General features: G+C 69.0%; 20 protein-coding genes and 2 pseudogenes. 11 read left to right on the forward strand and 11 right to left on the reverse strand.

The annotated features are described in order from the left end of the window. Positions 1 to 5: 5 nt before the first annotated feature. Positions 6 to 299 (reverse strand): transposase, encoded by a 294-nt coding sequence (locus tag EDD30_RS39690; RefSeq protein ID WP_211353735.1) that lies wholly within the window; start codon positions 297 to 299, stop codon positions 6 to 8. A 43-nt stretch (positions 300 to 342) separates the two neighbouring features. Between EDD30_RS39690 and EDD30_RS01200 the strand changes: the two genes are divergently transcribed. Beyond that, positions 343 to 906 (forward strand): transposase, encoded by a 564-nt coding sequence (locus tag EDD30_RS01200; protein WP_244945060.1) that lies wholly within the window; start codon positions 343 to 345, stop codon positions 904 to 906. 34 nt (positions 907 to 940) lie between these two features. Here EDD30_RS01200 and EDD30_RS01205 read toward each other — a convergent pair whose 3' ends face one another. Beyond that, positions 941 to 1,699, reverse strand: a complete 759-nt coding sequence (locus tag EDD30_RS01205) for an MBL fold metallo-hydrolase (protein ID WP_071806884.1) — start codon at positions 1,697 to 1,699, stop codon at positions 941 to 943. A 127-nt stretch (positions 1,700 to 1,826) separates the two neighbouring features. On the opposite strand from EDD30_RS01205, the gene EDD30_RS01210 reads away from it, so the two are divergent. Further along, the gene (locus EDD30_RS01210) at positions 1,827 to 2,432 is read left to right on the forward strand and encodes an ABATE domain-containing protein (protein WP_211277866.1); all 606 of its coding nucleotides are present in this window, start codon (positions 1,827 to 1,829) and stop codon (positions 2,430 to 2,432) included. A 22-nt stretch (positions 2,433 to 2,454) separates the two neighbouring features. Here EDD30_RS01210 and EDD30_RS01215 read toward each other — a convergent pair whose 3' ends face one another. After that, complete coding sequence (locus EDD30_RS01215; RefSeq protein WP_071806886.1) at positions 2,455 to 2,817, reverse strand: hypothetical protein; 363 nt, start codon at positions 2,815 to 2,817, stop codon at positions 2,455 to 2,457. Positions 2,818 to 2,913: 96 nt separating this feature from the next. Here EDD30_RS01215 and EDD30_RS41330 point away from each other — a divergent pair, with 96 nt between their 5' ends. Further along, positions 2,914 to 3,267 (forward strand): metal-sensitive transcriptional regulator, encoded by a 354-nt coding sequence (locus EDD30_RS41330; RefSeq protein ID WP_084556595.1) that lies wholly within the window; start codon positions 2,914 to 2,916, stop codon positions 3,265 to 3,267. On the opposite strand, the gene EDD30_RS01225 is transcribed toward EDD30_RS41330, so the two are convergent. Next, positions 3,262 to 4,149 (reverse strand): CPBP family intramembrane glutamic endopeptidase, encoded by an 888-nt coding sequence (locus EDD30_RS01225; RefSeq protein ID WP_071806887.1) that lies wholly within the window; start codon positions 4,147 to 4,149, stop codon positions 3,262 to 3,264. The two genes, EDD30_RS41330 and EDD30_RS01225, sit on opposite strands and share 6 nt — an antisense overlap. Before the next feature lie 172 nt (positions 4,150 to 4,321). After that, the gene (locus tag EDD30_RS01230) at positions 4,322 to 5,497 is read right to left on the reverse strand and encodes a serine hydrolase domain-containing protein (RefSeq protein WP_071806888.1); all 1,176 of its coding nucleotides are present in this window, start codon (positions 5,495 to 5,497) and stop codon (positions 4,322 to 4,324) included. Positions 5,498 to 5,851: 354 nt separating this feature from the next. On the opposite strand from EDD30_RS01230, the gene EDD30_RS01235 reads away from it, so the two are divergent. Next, complete coding sequence (locus EDD30_RS01235; RefSeq protein ID WP_071806889.1) at positions 5,852 to 6,286, forward strand: hypothetical protein; 435 nt, start codon at positions 5,852 to 5,854, stop codon at positions 6,284 to 6,286. Then, on the forward strand, positions 6,283 to 6,585 hold the full coding sequence (locus tag EDD30_RS01240; protein WP_071806890.1) for a transcriptional regulator: 303 nt from the start codon (positions 6,283 to 6,285) through the stop codon (positions 6,583 to 6,585). Before EDD30_RS01235 ends, EDD30_RS01240 begins: the two co-directional genes overlap by 4 nt. Here the strand turns inward: EDD30_RS01240 and EDD30_RS01245 are convergent. Together EDD30_RS01245 and EDD30_RS01250 are read right to left on the reverse strand one after the other, a co-directional pair. Next, positions 6,582 to 7,394 (reverse strand): IS5 family transposase, encoded by an 813-nt coding sequence (locus tag EDD30_RS01245; RefSeq protein ID WP_123678005.1) that lies wholly within the window; start codon positions 7,392 to 7,394, stop codon positions 6,582 to 6,584. The two genes, EDD30_RS01240 and EDD30_RS01245, sit on opposite strands and share 4 nt — an antisense overlap. Positions 7,395 to 7,439: 45 nt before the next feature. Then, positions 7,440 to 8,051, reverse strand: coding sequence for a TetR/AcrR family transcriptional regulator (locus EDD30_RS01250; protein WP_071806893.1), 612 nt, complete (start codon positions 8,049 to 8,051; stop codon positions 7,440 to 7,442). A gap of 87 nt (positions 8,052 to 8,138) precedes the next feature. On the opposite strand from EDD30_RS01250, the gene EDD30_RS01255 reads away from it, so the two are divergent. Beyond that, positions 8,139 to 8,879 (forward strand): SDR family NAD(P)-dependent oxidoreductase, encoded by a 741-nt coding sequence (locus EDD30_RS01255; protein ID WP_071806894.1) that lies wholly within the window; start codon positions 8,139 to 8,141, stop codon positions 8,877 to 8,879. 346 nt (positions 8,880 to 9,225) lie between these two features. Here EDD30_RS01255 and EDD30_RS01260 read toward each other — a convergent pair whose 3' ends face one another. Continuing rightward, positions 9,226 to 9,663: a VOC family protein gene (locus tag EDD30_RS01260; RefSeq protein ID WP_071806895.1), complete on the reverse strand. Its 438-nt coding sequence runs from the start codon at positions 9,661 to 9,663 to the stop codon at positions 9,226 to 9,228. Continuing rightward, on the reverse strand, positions 9,660 to 10,346 hold the full coding sequence (locus EDD30_RS01265) for a helix-turn-helix domain-containing protein (RefSeq protein WP_170047416.1): 687 nt from the start codon (positions 10,344 to 10,346) through the stop codon (positions 9,660 to 9,662). Before EDD30_RS01265 ends, EDD30_RS01260 begins: the two co-directional genes overlap by 4 nt. A 516-nt stretch (positions 10,347 to 10,862) precedes the next feature. On the opposite strand from EDD30_RS01265, the pseudogene EDD30_RS01275 reads away from it, so the two are divergent. Next, positions 10,863 to 11,796: pseudogene (locus EDD30_RS01275) on the forward strand (transposase). Positions 11,797 to 11,863: 67 nt separating this feature from the next. Here the strand turns inward: EDD30_RS01275 and EDD30_RS01280 are convergent. Further along, positions 11,864 to 12,157 carry a hypothetical protein gene (locus EDD30_RS01280; protein WP_071806897.1) on the reverse strand — a complete coding sequence of 98 codons (294 nt, stop codon included), beginning with the start codon at positions 12,155 to 12,157 and terminating at the stop codon, positions 11,864 to 11,866. 146 nt (positions 12,158 to 12,303) lie between these two features. On the opposite strand from EDD30_RS01280, the gene EDD30_RS01285 reads away from it, so the two are divergent. From EDD30_RS01285 to EDD30_RS01295, 3 genes and pseudogenes are all read left to right on the forward strand, one after another. Then, positions 12,304 to 12,723, forward strand: coding sequence for a hypothetical protein (locus tag EDD30_RS01285; RefSeq protein ID WP_071806898.1), 420 nt, complete (start codon positions 12,304 to 12,306; stop codon positions 12,721 to 12,723). A 35-nt stretch (positions 12,724 to 12,758) separates the two neighbouring features. Further along, a pseudogene (locus tag EDD30_RS01290) lies at positions 12,759 to 13,145 on the forward strand (transposase); the annotation flags it as partial. Between the two features lie 148 nt (positions 13,146 to 13,293). Continuing rightward, positions 13,294 to 13,656 (forward strand): YciI family protein, encoded by a 363-nt coding sequence (locus tag EDD30_RS01295; RefSeq protein WP_071806899.1) that lies wholly within the window; start codon positions 13,294 to 13,296, stop codon positions 13,654 to 13,656. Positions 13,657 to 13,810: 154 nt separating this feature from the next. Here the strand turns inward: EDD30_RS01295 and EDD30_RS41880 are convergent, their stop codons facing one another. Continuing rightward, on the reverse strand, positions 13,811 to 13,939 hold the full coding sequence (locus EDD30_RS41880) for a helix-turn-helix domain-containing protein (protein ID WP_123678741.1): 129 nt from the start codon (positions 13,937 to 13,939) through the stop codon (positions 13,811 to 13,813). 32 nt (positions 13,940 to 13,971) lie between these two features. Here EDD30_RS41880 and EDD30_RS40190 point away from each other — a divergent pair, with 32 nt between their 5' ends. Continuing rightward, complete coding sequence (locus EDD30_RS40190) at positions 13,972 to 14,706, forward strand: hypothetical protein (RefSeq protein ID WP_071806900.1); 735 nt, start codon at positions 13,972 to 13,974, stop codon at positions 14,704 to 14,706. The last annotated feature ends 63 nt before the right edge of the window (positions 14,707 to 14,769 follow it).

The following is a 14,769-nucleotide window of genomic DNA, read 5'->3' on the forward strand; positions in this document are numbered from 1 at the left end:
GCGCGTTACGGCCTTCGACGTGCTGGCGGACCTGTTCGCGTGTGGTTGTGCATCCGGGTCAGGGTGCCGTCGGCGGTCCAGCGTTGGAAGTAGTGGTAGACGAGTTTGTGGTGCGGGAAGTCGGCGGGTAGGGCGTCCCCTTGGCACCCGGTGCGGTCGAGGTAGCGGATGGCGTCGACGATGTCGCGGCGCGGGTAGATGATCGGACGGCCGCGGCCGGTGCCGGCGGGGATGTGCGGGGCGAGGACCTGCCATTCGGCGTCGCTGGTGTCCGACGGGTAGTGCCGTGGCCACGTCAAGTTCTACCGATCCGGCCCGGGCGAAGCGGGTGCCTGGCCGCAGTTGGCGCCGGCGATGATGGGCCGCGCGATCCGCTGGGACCTCATCGCCGAGCAGTACGACCAGATGATCAAGTACGCGACGGCGATCCGGACGGGGACCGCGTCGACCGAGGCGATCCTGCGCCGTTTCACCCGCGCCGCCTCCCACTCCACGTATCAGGCGATGCTGGAGGTCGGCCGGGCCGTCAAGACGATCTTCGTGGCCCGGTATCTGCGCGACCGAGACCTGCAACGTGAGATCCACGACGGGCTGAACGTGGCCGAGGGCTGGAACGGCGGCAACCAGGTGCTCTTCTACGGCAAGGGCGGCGACATCGCCACCAACCGCCGCGACGAGCAGGAACTGTCCGTGGCCTGCCTGCACGTGCTGCAGGCCGCCGTCGCCTACGTCAACACCCTGCTCGTGCAGGACGTCCTCGCCGAACCGGCCTGGGCCGACGCGCTCACCGCGGAGGATCGGCGCGGTCTGACCCCGCTGTTCTGGACGCACGTCGCCCCGTACGGCGAGGTGAAGCTGAACATGACCAAGCGGCTGGCGTTGCGGGGCGAGGGCCGCGCTGGGTGAACCGGGTCCGGTGGGCCCGCGGCAGACGGGGTGGTCAGCCGAGCTGGAGGCGGTCGCTGATTCCGGCGGCGTCGAAGGCGGCCTGGAACTGCTCGCGGGTCTCGGTGAAGTGTGCCCAGCTGTCGGTGTGGGCTGGTACGACGTGGCGGGCGCCGAGGATCTGCGCGGCTTCGGCGGCGAGGGAGCCGTCGACGGTGACGAGCGCACCGTCGAAGAACGGAGTCCGGGCAGCGCCGGCGAAGATCACCGCGGTGTCGACGCGCCCGACACGGGTGGCGATCTCCTTGACGACGTCGACAGAGGCGTTGTCGCCGCTGATGTACACGGTGGGCTGGCCGTCGGCCGACAGGATGAACCCGATGACGTCACCGGTGATCGGCTCGCAGCCCTTGGGGCCGTGCTGCGCGGGTGTGGCGGTGACGGTGACAGTGCCGCCGTCGGGGCTGGCCAGCTCAATGCTGTCCCAGGGTGCGAGGCCGCGGGCGGTGCCGCCGAGGCGCTGGGCGCCACTGGCCGTGGTCAGGACCATCGGTACGTCGCTGAGCAGGGCGCGGCCGGAGGTGTCGAGGTTGTCGGGGTGCTGGTCGTGCGATAGCAGGACGGCGTCGACTCGGCCCAGCTCTGCCGGGCTCGTCGCGGACGGCGCCGTCTTGGTCAGCACGAGCCCTGGTCCGAGTTCGTAGTCGCCCGGGGCGTCGAAGGTGGGGTCGGTGAGCAGGCGCAGCCCGGCGTACTCGATGAGGGCGGTGGGACCGCCGAAGACGCGGACGGGAACCTGGGCGTGCTCGGTCATGGGCACCTCTCATGGTCTTTTCGGCTTTTTGCCGTGAGACCACGGTAGCTGCTTCTCACGGTAATCTGCCACGGGTACCGTGAGATGTGTGAGGGAATCTGCTAAGCCACGGGGCAGTGGTCGCGACGTGTCACCCGCTCCGGGCGCGGACCGTTACGTCGCGCTGGACTTCGCCAACAGTGTGGTCACCGTGGCCGGGGGCCACGTGCTCGATCTCCTCGATACTCCCCAAGCCGCGAACCGATGGCTGACCGAGCGGGACCTGGCGCCAGCCGAGGCCGGCATGCGAGAGCAGTGCGCGGCGCAGTTGCGCCGCCTGCGCGAGCACATCCGCTCATTGATCGCCGCTGTGGTCGCCGGGCGCCCTGCACCGGGCTCGGCGATAGAGGCGATCAACGAGGCGATGACCCGCGTGTCGACCGCGGCTGTGCTGCGCTGGGACAGCGCACACGGGCTGCACCGGCAGGCGGCGCATCCCACCACGCAGATTGTCGAGCACGCTCTCGCCGTGCTGGCCGCCGACGCCGCCGAGTTGCTTACCGGCGACGACGCCCAGCTGCTTACGGCGTGTGGGTCGCCTCCCTGCCGCCGGTATCTGCTGCGCACTCACCGGCGGCGGCACTGGTGTTCCGTGCGCTGCGGTGACCGCGCCCGGGCCGCCCGGGCCTACGCCCGACGCGCCGCCCGCCCCGGGGAGGCCTCACCTGCCCCGGTAGAGGTGCAGGCGCCCTAGCCCAGCGAAGCGCCGCGGCGGCTCAGGGAGCCTCGTTCCCGGCCGCTGCCTGGTCCGCGGTGTGCTGGCGCGGCGCGTTGACCAGCAGCGCGGTGATCACCGCGGCGGCGGCTAGGACGAGCGCCCCGACCACCAGCGCGGTGCTGTAGCCGTGCACGAGGGCGTCGCTGGCCGCAGCTATCAGTGTGCTGTCGCCGGCGGTCCGGCCGTGGTGCAGCGCGCCGAGGGCGTCGGGGAGTCGGGCCGCGGTCGCGGTGACCGACACGGTCGACACGATGGCCAGGCCGATGGCGACCCCGATCTGCTGGGCAGCGTTGAGCAGGGCCGAGGCGATACCGGAGTCCTGCGGGCGCACGCCGTGCACGGCGGTGAGGGTCAACGGCACGAAGCCCAGCGCGAACCCGAGAAGGAGTGTTCCACCCGGCCGCCGCTGTAATCCTCGGCACTGCCTGTACATACCCCTACTGGGATCATTGTCGGCATGGACGAGGATCTGGCGGTGGGTCCGCACGGGTACTCCGCGGAGAAGCAGGTTCTGCTGGCCCGGTTGAAGCGGGTCGAGGGTCAGGTTCGCGGGTTGCAGCGGATGGTGGACGAGGACACCTACTGCATCGACGTGCTGACCCAGATCTCGGCGGCCAGCCGTTCAGGAGTGGTTACGCATGCAGCTTGCGGCCTGACCACAGGGCTCAGCCCACCGCGTTCCAGCGGGCCGAGCGATCACCGGCGCGCAGCGACGCGATCCGCACAGCGGCCTCGGCCGCGTGCGGCGCGAGACGGGCGCGGATGCATGAATGCACCGCCGGGAAAGGGCGGTGCATTCATCTGCTCATGACGAGGGACCTGCCGGTGTCGATCGTCGCAGGATCAGGGCGGCGATGCCGGTGACGAGCAGCGCCGCGGCGGCGACGAAGAGTCCGGATTCGCCGACCCACAGGTTGCCCGCCGCTCGCGGGCCGGCGCCCGCCGTGGAGGCGTCGAACGCGGACTGGATGACCGCGTTCCACGACGAGTGCAGCAGCACCGCGGGCCATACGCTGCCGGTGGCCAGCCGCGACCAGCCGGCGAGGCCGCTGAGCGACAGGATGACGATCCCGAAGATGAGGGCGTGCAGCCACGGCCGTGAGCCGGAGGCGTACACTCCGCCGAGGATCAGCGGGACGTGGAACAGCCACCAGGCGACGGCCGTCATCAGCGCCGGCCGGGGAGCGCCTGCCTGCGCCAGTCGTGGTACCAGGAAGCCGCGCCAGCCCAGCTCTTCACCCAGCGCCGTCAGGGCGGCAAGCGGTACGCCCACGGTGAGCGCACCCAGAACGGTTCGTGCGACGGCTGCGCCGCCGACGCCGGCGGCCATGTCCACCATGCCGGTCATCCACGCGGCGCTGTAGGCGAGGCCGCCGACCGCCACCGGCATCAGCCACACCGTGAGATACCAGGGCCAGGAGCGGCGCAGGTAAAACCGGAAGGACACGTCGGCGAATCCCTGACGCCCGGCGAGCCGCAGCACCACCGATGCCAGGCCCGGCGTCCACATCAGCAGGAGCACCAACGCGACCGAGCCACCTCGTAGTACCGCCGTACTGATCACCGCGGTGGCGGTCATGACGATGCCGAGGAACAGCCAGACGTCTCGCCGGGCCCGTGCAGGGCTCAGCGGCCGCCTAGGACCGCCGGAGGCGGCGTCGTCCAGAGGCGGCGCAGAGATGGTGTGGGACACAACAACCCTTTCAATGTGTGCCTCAATGAGGCGGCTACGCGAACCACGTCCTGGTCGGCGGCTTCGCAATCAAAGATCGAAATTTCTGGCGGTTCAGCCTCCAGGAGCGGCCAGCCGGTGGTTGGATCGGGGTCGCCCCTTGTCCGCGGCTGTGCCGAGGTGCCGCGGCGCGTTACCGGCACAGGGTCGTGGCCACAGCTTCTTCGACCGCCGCGACGGCGCCAAGGGCGTTCGGGCCCGAAGGGCTGACGGTGACGACGAGGCTGACGCCGCGACCGTCGTCGGTCACGCCGCCGCGGGTTTCGTAGCCGTCGATGTCGCCGCCGTGGCCCCAGTAGATTCCGCCGCAGGGCAGTGGCTTGCTGAGCAGCCCCAGCCCGTAGCGGCTGCCGGCGGGCAGTCCCGGCTGGATGGCGGGAACGGTGGTGCGCATCTGTTCCATCTGGGCCGGCGCTAGCAGTTTGCCGGAGAGCAGGGCGGCGAAGAAGCGGTTGAGGTCACTCGGGCTTGCGATCATCTGACCGGCGGTCCAGGCCACGGACGGGTCCATCTCGGTGACATCGCGCGGCGTCCCCGCTTCGTCGGCCTGGTAGCCGTGCGGATGCCGGCCCTGGATCGTCTTGTCGCCCTGCGCGGGGAAGTAGGTGTCTCGCAACTTCAACGGCTTGATGATCCGCCGGGTGATCTCTTCGGCGATCGGCCGGCCGGTGACCTTCTGCACCAGCAGTCCGGCGACGACGTAGTTGGTGTTGCTGTACCTCCACTGCGTCGGCCCCGCCTTGTGCGCCAAGGCCACGTCTAGCAGGTCCCGTGGCTCGAAGTAGGTGCTGCGGTAGTCGCGGATGTGGTGGCTGTAGTCGGGCAGGCCACTGGTGTGCTGCAGCATCTGCCGTACGGTGATCTGTCGACCATCGATGCCGTCGCCGCGCAGCAGCCCCGGCAGGTACGTCTCCACGGAATCGTCGAGCTTGATCTTGCCTTCGTCGACCAGTTGCAGGACGACCACGGCCACGAAGGTCTTGGTGTTGCTGCCGATCCGCACCCGACCGTCGACCGGCGGCTTCCTGCGCTTGCCGAGCTCGGCCACACCCGCGGTGAGATCGCGGGTCTCGCCATCGCGCCCGCGGACGTTGACCAGCGCGGCAGGGAACCCCTGCTCGGCGACCAGACGGTTGAGGTCGGCTTCGACGGCGCCGAAGGGCTTGCCGGCATGTGCGGGCGCAGCCGGCGCAACGCCGGCCAAGGCGAGGCCACCTACCGCGGCCAACGCCGTCAATGTTCGGGCGGCCCGCGACGGGCGCCGGGCGCCGGAAAGATCGGTCGGCGGCAGGGGATGACGACGGTACACGAAGGACGCTCCTCGGACGGTGCGACAGGGACCGCCCAAGCCTCGTCAGTAACGACTCCAAGAGCGATACGGGCAGCCGGCCGAACCAGGGTGAGGCTAACCCCACTCCAGTTCGACCGGCCGGCCGGCTAGGGAGCGTCTCGGATCAGTGGTTCGTTGATGGGACGTGAGGGTTCGTCGATGGACCTCTGATGAGATGTGGGCGCCGTTGCAGCCTCATCTGTTCCGGGAATGGACGCCGATGCCGGCGACCCGGACTGGACCCTCGGCATCGACTCCGCCGCCGGCGGGTCCACATGGTTTCCGAGTGGCTGAAAGTTGCCATAGCGGAAAACATCTGAGATAGTTTCCGCTATGGAAAACAACCCGCACGTCCCGAACTCCGTCGAGGCCCGCGAGGCGCTGGCGCACATAGACACAGCCCAGCGTGCCGTGCGGGACGCGCCGTGGCCCACGTGGATCTACCCGGTCAACGCCCTCCTGCTGGGCGCCATGACGCTGACCTTCGCGCTGGGCGACGACGGCTTCGTGTTCCTCCTCGCCACCAGCGCTGCGCTCATCGCGGTCAACATGCTGGCCGGGTACCGGATGGGTGCGCCGTTCACCCTGCCCACCAGCCGCGCCTTCCTCGCCTCGGCCGGCGCCGCAGGCGCGTGCGTGCTCACCGCGTTCATCGCCGCCGACCTCACCGCGCAGCCATGGCCGATCGTCGTCCTGGCCATCGCGGCGGCCGCCTTCTACCTGGCAGGCGGCGTAGCGCACCGACGGTCGACAGGGGCGCCCCGGTGACCGCGGACCTCGACCCGATCATCCACCCGACGCACCGGCTGCGTATCTGCGCGATGCTCGTCGCCGGCAGCACTCTGGAGCTGTCGGTCATCAAGGAACATCTGAATCTGAGCCCGTCGGCACTGAGCAAACAGGTCGCCGCCCTCGTCGACGCGGGTTACGTGAAGCAGGAGCGTCTCGGCTCGGACACTCGGCGGGTGTGGCTGTCGATGACACGCCGGGGGTTGAAGGCGTACAAAGGGCATGTCGCCGCGCTCCGGGAGATCGTCAACGCGACGACGGTTCCCTCCGTGAACTAGGTCGGACGTTGTAGATCTTGAGAGAAGTCCTGAAGTGCCTCGCAACGGCCCACCACCACGAACGGCTCCAACGCCCAGTGTTGCCGCTCTGCGTCCGGTCTACGCACCCAGCCGGACGAACTTGGGGTTGAGGACCAGCGGCGCAGAGATTGGCGTTGAGCCTGACTGGCGGTGGCCCAGTCGACGACTTTGCCGGCGTAGTCCGAGTCGGCCCATACGTGCCGGACGCTCGGGGAGCAGGCGTGCAGCACCCAGAGCAGGGGCTTCGCGCCGTCGCGGTCTGGGGTGTGGGCGGCGGTGACCAGGACCGCGAGGAGCAGTCCGCAGGTGTCGACCGCGACGTGCCGTTTACGGCCGTTCACTTTCTTGCCCGCGTCGTAGCCGCGGCTCGTGCGGGCGACGGTCTCCGCGCCGCGTACCGACTGGGAGTCGATCAAAGCCGCCGATGGCTGCCGGTTACGACCTTCGAGGTGTTCACGGACCTGCTCGCGCAGGCTGTTGTGCATCCGGGTCAGGGTGCCGTCGGCGGCCCACGCCTTGAAGTAGTGGTAGACGAGTTTGGGGTGGGGGAGGTCGGCGGGCAGGGCGTCCCATTGGTAGCCGGTGCGGTCGAGGTAGCGGATCGCGTCGACGATGTCGCGGCGCGGGTAGACGATCGGGCGGCCGCGGCCGGTCGGGACGTGCGGGGCGAGGACCTGCCATTCGGCGTCGCTGGTGTCCGACGGATAGTGGCGGGCCCCCGGACGGTGGGCAGGTGACGGTGTCCGTCTGACATCGCTGCCGCTACCCCAGCCCGCACCCGGTGGCAGCCGGACCGGTACCCCCGTCGAAACCTTCTTCGGCCGTGACGACTGTCAGGCCCCGGGAGCCAGGGCCTGCAGATAGCCGGTGGTGGCGGTCAGGGCCGCTCGCAGCCGCTCCGGGTCTCGTGTCGTCTTCGCCAGCAGGATCCCGCCCTGGATGGTGGCAAGGGTGGCGGTGGCCAGAGTCATGACGTCGACGTCGCCGGGCAGCAGCCCCCCAGCGCGTAGCCGATCGAACATCGCGCCGAGTTGTCGCGTCCAAGCGTCGAAGGCGCCTGCCAGGTCTTGGCGGGCCGGCTCGCTGATGTCGGCGAGTTCGGCAGCGAGCGAGCCGATCGGGCATCCGAGCCGGCACTGGCTGTGCCGCTGCGCCTGCACCAGGGCGTCGAACCATGCCTGCAGGGCCGGCCAGCTGTCGACCGCGGCCAGCTCCTGCGCGCTCACGCGCAGGACGGTCTCTGCCTGCCAGGCGATGACCGCACGTACCAGCTCCTGCTTGTCCTGGAAGTAGTGGTAGAGCTGGCTTTTGCTGGCGCCGGCCGCGACCAGCACCTGATCGAGGCTGGTCGCCTCGACTCCATGGTCGGCCATCAGTGTCACGGCACTGGCCACGATGCGCTCGCGGGTTCGTCGCCCGCGCACGGTCTTCGGCTCCTGCGACATGCGTCACGCAAACCCTTCTGGACTGGACGGTCCAGTCCACTCTACTGTTGGACCGACCAGTCCAGTTCTACGACTATAGGGGTCTCCATGCAGCTCACCGGATCTTCGGCACTCATCACCGGCAGCACCTCCGGCATCGGCCGGGCCATCGCCGAGGCATACGGACGCGAGGGTGCGCACGTACTGGTCGCCGGCCGCGACGCCGACCGGGCCCAGCAGGTCGTCGACACGATCACCGACGCCGGCGGCCGCGCCACCGCGCTGATCGCCGACCTCGCCACTGCCCAAGGTGTAACGCACCTGCTCGACGCCGCACGCCCGCACGGACCGGTCGACATCCTGGTCAACAACGCCGGAAGCTACCCGTTCATGTCCACGCTGGATACCGACGAGTTCACCTTCGACGCCACCATGCACCTAAACGTCCGAGTACCGTTCCTGCTCACCGCAGCAATCGCCCCCGCCATGGCCCAGCGCGGCCGCGGCCGCGTCATCAACATCAGCTCCATCGCCGCGCACCTCGGCGGCGCCACCTGGCCGCTGTACGGGGCCAGCAAGGCAGCCCTGGAACATCTGACCAAGTCCTGGGCCGCCGAGTTCGGTTCGGCCGGCGTGAACGTCAATGCCATTGCCCCCGGCCCCACCCGCACTCCCGGCACCGCCCCCATGGGCACAACGCTGGACGACTTCACCAGCACCTTCCCGGCCGGCCGACCCGGCACCCCCGAAGAGGTGGCCGGCGCGGCCGTCTACCTTGCCGGACCGCAGGCCAGCTTTCTGCACGGCACCACCATCGTCATCGACGGCGGACGCCTCGCCACCGTCTGACGACCGAGCATCCAGCACGCCGAAGGACCGGCCTCAGCATCCCGACGCCCCACAGCGGGCCAGCCGTAGGAGCATAGGGACCAGCATGCAGTTACCTCATCAGCCGTTCAGCACCATCACCTGGAAAGACATCGGCCAGACCGTGCACCCCGGCGACACCGGGACTGCCACATGGAAAACCCAGCATCTCGGCACTATGCGTATCCGCATGTGCACTACAGCCCGGCTACACGGCTGACCATCAGCCACATGCCCCTCTGACCAGCCTTACCGCTTGTTTTCACAAGGTCGTCAGTCGAGGGCCGGGCTCCGCGCGAGACATGGCGGCGGGTGCTGGCCGATCGACTCAGCGGCCCTGGGTAACCTTGTACTCTCCCACCCGATCAGGCAAGGCCGCTGCCTGCGCGCTCTGCGCACTCAGGTTCCAGCGATGCCCGTATGGATCGACAATCCAGCCGGCGCGCCGGCCATCGGGGCTGTCGGTCACCGAGCGCTCAAGGGTGGCGCCCGCTGCGACCGCCTGTTCCACCGCCGCGTCAGCGTCAGCCACCTCCAGCACAAACGAGACGGGCGTGCGGCCCAGGGTGGTCGGCGACACGACGCCGATCTCCGGATGCTCGTCGGCGAGGTAGACCGGGTTGCCCTGCATGTCGAGCTGAGCGTGGCCGATCCGGCCATCATCCGCGGTCCACCGTTCGACCTCGACCGCGCCGAACGCGACCTGGTAGAAGGTGATCGCCGCGGCCGCGTCGGCGCAGCACAGATATGGCGTGAGAGTGTTCATGGCGACGACGCTACGGCGTCGCCGAACGCCTCGTCATGTACAGATGTCGCCTTCACTGGCGCCAGGCGCCACGTTGCTCGAGCCTGGCCCGGTGTCACTCCGGCCAGCTCGCGGAACTCACGGTACAGATGCGACTGGTCGTAGTAGCCGTAGTCGGCGGCGAGGCCGGCCCAGCCCGTCGAGTGCTGGCTGGTGCGCAGGGCCGTCAGCGCTGACCGGAACCGGACCAACCGCGCCAGCGTATGCGGCGCCAGCCCCAGGTGCCGGCTCACCTGCCGGTGCAGGTACTGGCGCCCGCAGCCGAGTTCGGCGGCGAGGTCGGCCACGCTGATCCGGCCGGCTTGCTGGTCGAGGATGGCCGCGGCGCTGGTCACCAGGGCAGGCACCGACGTTTCGGCGCGCCGCCGTAGGAACACCTCAACCAACCGGCGCCGCCCGGCTGGCGTCAATTCCTCGGCGAGCTGCTCGACCAGCCGACGTCCGGAGGCCCCCCACATGTCCTCGACCGCAACCGTCGTGTGCCGCAGTTCAATCAGCGGCAGGCCGAGCACAGCGCGGGCCGCCGTCCACGTCAAGTCGACCTGCACGCCGGCCGCGTCGCCGCGGCAGACCGTATCGGTCCACCGGTCGGTCGGGCCGGCCACGAATCCCCTGGTGAACCCGCCGGTTCCCGGCACGGTCACTGTTCCGGACCAAGACAAGATCAACGGCACGCCGGCCGGAGCCGCCTCACGACGGCACACCTCACCGTCGATGCGCTCCGCGTAATCAACCAGCCGGGTCCACAGGGCCACGATCCAGTATCCATCGACGTCGCCGGCACCTGGGCTGTCGGGAGTTTCTTCGCGGAGAAGCCGTCGGCCAGGGATGCCGACCGGCCCGAGCTGGCCACATTCATGCATCCCGGTGACACCCTGGTGCCTGCGCTGGACCCGCTCGGCCGTGGTCGGTCCACAGCACCATGCGCGGCCACCTCCGGTTCGCGAGCGAGCCGCTCGTCGCGCTCACCGAACCTCAGCGCCGCACCCTCCGCGACCTGCTCTACCTGATGACAGAGTCCTAGCTACTTCGCCCTGAAAAACTAAGATCAACTGGTGGATCCTGCGGCGGGCGAATCGATCGGCGTGGCTACCACGTTCGTCGGACGTGAACTGGGAAAGTTGGCTGGAGGCGTTGCCGTGTAAGGGGTTGAGGCCCGGATGCTGCGCACACGCAATGACCAGCCAACCTTGTGGGAGTCGGTCCTGCCGCCCGAGGTGCTGCGGTTACCGGCGCAGCTCGCGCGGGTGGATGCCTTGCTGGACGATGAGCGGTTCTTCGCCCCGTTCCGGGCCTACGTCGACCTGACGTTCGGGCGGCCGTCGATCCCGGTCGAGACCTATCTGAGGCTGATGTTTTTGAAGGTCCGCTACCGGCTGGGCTACGAGTCGTTGTGCGCCGAGGTGGCCGACTCGATCGGGTGGCGGTTGTTCTGCCGGATCGGACTCGAGGGGCGGGTGCCGCATCCGACCACCCTGATGAAGATCACCACCCGGTGCGGCAGCGAGGTGATCGAGCAGCTCAACGAGGCACTGCTGGCCAAGGCGGCCGAGGCGAAACTGCTGCGGGTGGGACGGGTCCGCGCCGACACCACCGTGGTCACGGCCAACGTGCAACGCCCGACCGACTCCGGCCTGCTGGCGAAGGCGATCGGTGTCATGAACCGCCAGATCGCCCGGATCAAGACCGCCGGTGCGGCAGCACGGACCCCGTGGCGGGATCGCACCAGAGCCGCCGGCCGCCGAGCCCGGCAGATCAACTCCCGACTCCGGCTGCGCCAGGCCGCGCGCGGTGACCGCCGACCGCGGCTACGGCGAAGCCCGCATCGACACCGCTCTGCACGAACTCGGCGTCCGCACCGTCGCCATCCCCCGCAAGGGAGCACCCGGACCGGCCCGCCGCGAAACCGAACACCGCCGGCCTTTCCGCGAACTGGTCAAATGGCGCACCGGATGCGAAGGCCGCATCACCCACCTCAAACGCCGATCCGGCTGGGACCGCACCATGCTCGACGGCCTCACCGGCGCCCGGATCTGGTGCGGACACGGGGTCTTCACCCACAACCTCACCAAGATCAGCGCCCTCGCCGAATAACGACAACGACCCGGCACCACCGCGCCACCACAACCAGCAGCCCCAACCAGCCGGCCGAAACCGCCGCCTACTTCTTCAGGTCGAAGTAGCTACCGGTGCCCTGCACCGCCGCGCCACCCGCGTCCTGGAGCATTCCGGCCCGGTCTCCTGGCTCAGGAAACACGACATCTACCGGGCCACCGCGACCGTCCCGGCTCTGCATCGATCCGTCTTCCGTGGCCTCCTGACCAGCTACCACGACTTCTACGGCGACCTGGATCCTGTAGAGGCCCGCACCGTACTCGACCAGCTCTCCCTGCCCCCGGACACCGAGCACCTGCCCCAGCTCCGTGCCGTCCTGCAGACCGGCGCCTGCAACCACTACCGCAACCCCGACCTCTGGAAGTCCGTCGCCTCGAGCTGACGGTGGTCCTGGTCAGATCCCAGAACTCGGGCCTGTCCTCGACGGCAACGTGTCGGCCAAGCGGTGGACCGAATCGCACGGCTGGAGCCACTGGGCCGCAAGCGATGTCGACCGTGCCCTGGTCATGCGGCTCTCCGGCCACACCGGCGGCGACAACGTCCACTACAGCGAGATGTTTCCCGCGCTACACGCACGGACTCAGTGTCGGACGCACCGCCGAGATCCTCAGCCTCCTCGGACTGCTCCACGACGACCGGCCCTCTCAGTTCGACACCTGGCTGGCGCGCAGGCTCACGGGTGTCACGCTCGGCATCCGCGTCGACGTCGAACAGTGGCTACGCACCCTGCACCACGGCGGCCCGCGGTCGCGGCCCCGCCGCCTGGAAACCGTCTGGGGCTACCTCAACGAGATCCAGCCCGTGCTGCTCGACTGGTCCACCCGCTTCGATCACCTACGCGAAGTCACCCGCGACGACGTCATCGCCGTCGGCGGGACTGTGGATCTTTCGGTGTTTCCGGCCTGACCCGCCGGGCGTAGCCCGGCGAGGAAGGTGCCGTGATGACCACGACATTGGATGATGTGACCCCTCGGAAGAAGAAGCCGGAGCCGTCCGCGGAGGCTGCTGCCGCAGCGGAGTTGGTGCCCCTGGCCAAGGAGCAGGGCCTGTCGTTGACCGGCCCGGGCGGGCTGCTCAAACAGTTCACCAAGACGGTCCTGGAGACCGCGTTGAACGAGGAGATGACCGAACACCTCGGCTACGCCAAACGCGATCCGGTCGGTGCCGGGTCGGGCAACGTGCGCAACGGCAGCCGGTCGAAGACGGTACTGACCGATGCCACCGGTCACGTCGAGATCGAGGTACCGCGAGACAGGGCCGGAACGTTCGAACCGCAGATCGTGAAGAAGCGCCAGCGCCGGCTGACCGGCGTCGACGAGATCGTGCTCCCTCGCTTCCGGGACGCCTCTAGACAGGCACCCTGCCGGTCGTGGCAGCCCGAAGGAAAATCTTGGCCGGGATGTCGAGAACCAGGGTGCCGGCTCCGACCGAGAGCCGACGCCCAGCGACCGGGCGCGCGACGAGAAGGAGCAACCGATGAAGTACATGGTCATGATGTTCAGCGGGATGGGGGCGTCGCGCGCCGACCGCAGCCCGGAGTGGATCACCGAGATGCAGACCACGATGATGCGGATGGACCGCGAACTACGCCAGGCCGGCGAAGTGATCGAGAGCCGGCACCTGACCGACCCGACGCAGGCCACGACCGTCCGGTTCGTCGACGGCGCGCCCGTGCCGACCGACGGCCCGTTCGCGGAGACCAAGGAGAGTCTCGCCGGATACTGGGTCATAGAGGGCAGCTACGAACGGGCGGTCGAGATCGCCTCGCAGGTGGTCGCGGTGACCGAGTACCCGATGGAGGTCCGGCGGGTCATGGATGAGCCTCCTACGGACATGTGAGAGTGGGGTTCGTGACCGAGCCGTTCGGGGACCTGTTGCGCGACCTCGCGCCGCAGGTCCTGGCCCTCGACTGACGACCTTGTGAAAACAAGCGGTAAGGCTGGTCAGAAGGCATGTGGCTGATTTGAGGACCCTGCTGCTTCGCGGCTGTCGGTTACTGGGTCGCCTGGATGACTCGGTGGATGGTGGAGCGGCCGACGCTGTATTCCTCGGCGACGTCGGCCAGAGAGAGGCCGCCTTCGGCGTAGCGGGAGCGGATGGAGCGTTGGGCGGACTCGGGCAGCTTGGGTTGTTTGCCGCGGAGTTTGCCCTTGCATGAACAAGCTCAAGGCCCGGAGCCGACGGCTGGCCGATGGCGGCGCCTGGCTGCCTGCTCTCGCGCTGGCCGCACTACCGCTGTCAAGCATCGTCCTCTACCAGCACCCCTTCTCCTCGGTCATCAACTCCGGCGGCGATGCGGGAGGCGGAGGCCTCGTCCAGTTTCCGTACTGGGCCGGCCTGCCGGAGACGCAACGCGCGAGCCTCGCGTCCTACGCCTTCTGGCTCGTGGCTGCGCCGCTCGCCTTCGTCCTCGTCGCACAGTGGTACCGCTACCGCGAGCACCACCACGGCATCCGGGTGCCCTGGCGCGTGCCTATCGCTGCCGGAACAGTCGGCATTTTCTGCCTTCTGGCGCTCTTCGCCGCTCCCACCGGAGAACCGGCACGGGCGTGGGCCGCCTCGTTCTCGTGGTGGCAGGGGCTGCTCACTCCCCTACTCAGCATCGCCATCGCCGCGATCGTCCTCGGGCTCGTCGAGCGCAGCATCGCCATCACGGTATCCGGGGCTTGGATGGCAACTCTGGCCTGGCAGTTCTGCGCCACCGGCCAGGTCGGCGGCCTGCTCGGCTGGCAGACATGGATCCTCGGCGGCGGTTCTGGGCCCGCACTGGGCGGACAACTGACGCTGCTCGGCATGGATCGCCCCGCGCCTGCCCTGATGATGATGGCGCTGCCTCTCGCGCTGAGCGGCCTTTACCGCGCTGCGCGATCCCGCGGACATCTGACGTGAGCGACGCACCTCCACACCCTGCAGTCGGGCTCGACGACGTCATCCATCAGCGAGTGCGACTAG

Origin of the sequence: Couchioplanes caeruleus, from assembly GCF_003751945.1 — a bacterium.
Classification (GTDB): Bacteria; Actinomycetota; Actinomycetes; order Mycobacteriales; family Micromonosporaceae; genus Actinoplanes; species Actinoplanes caeruleus.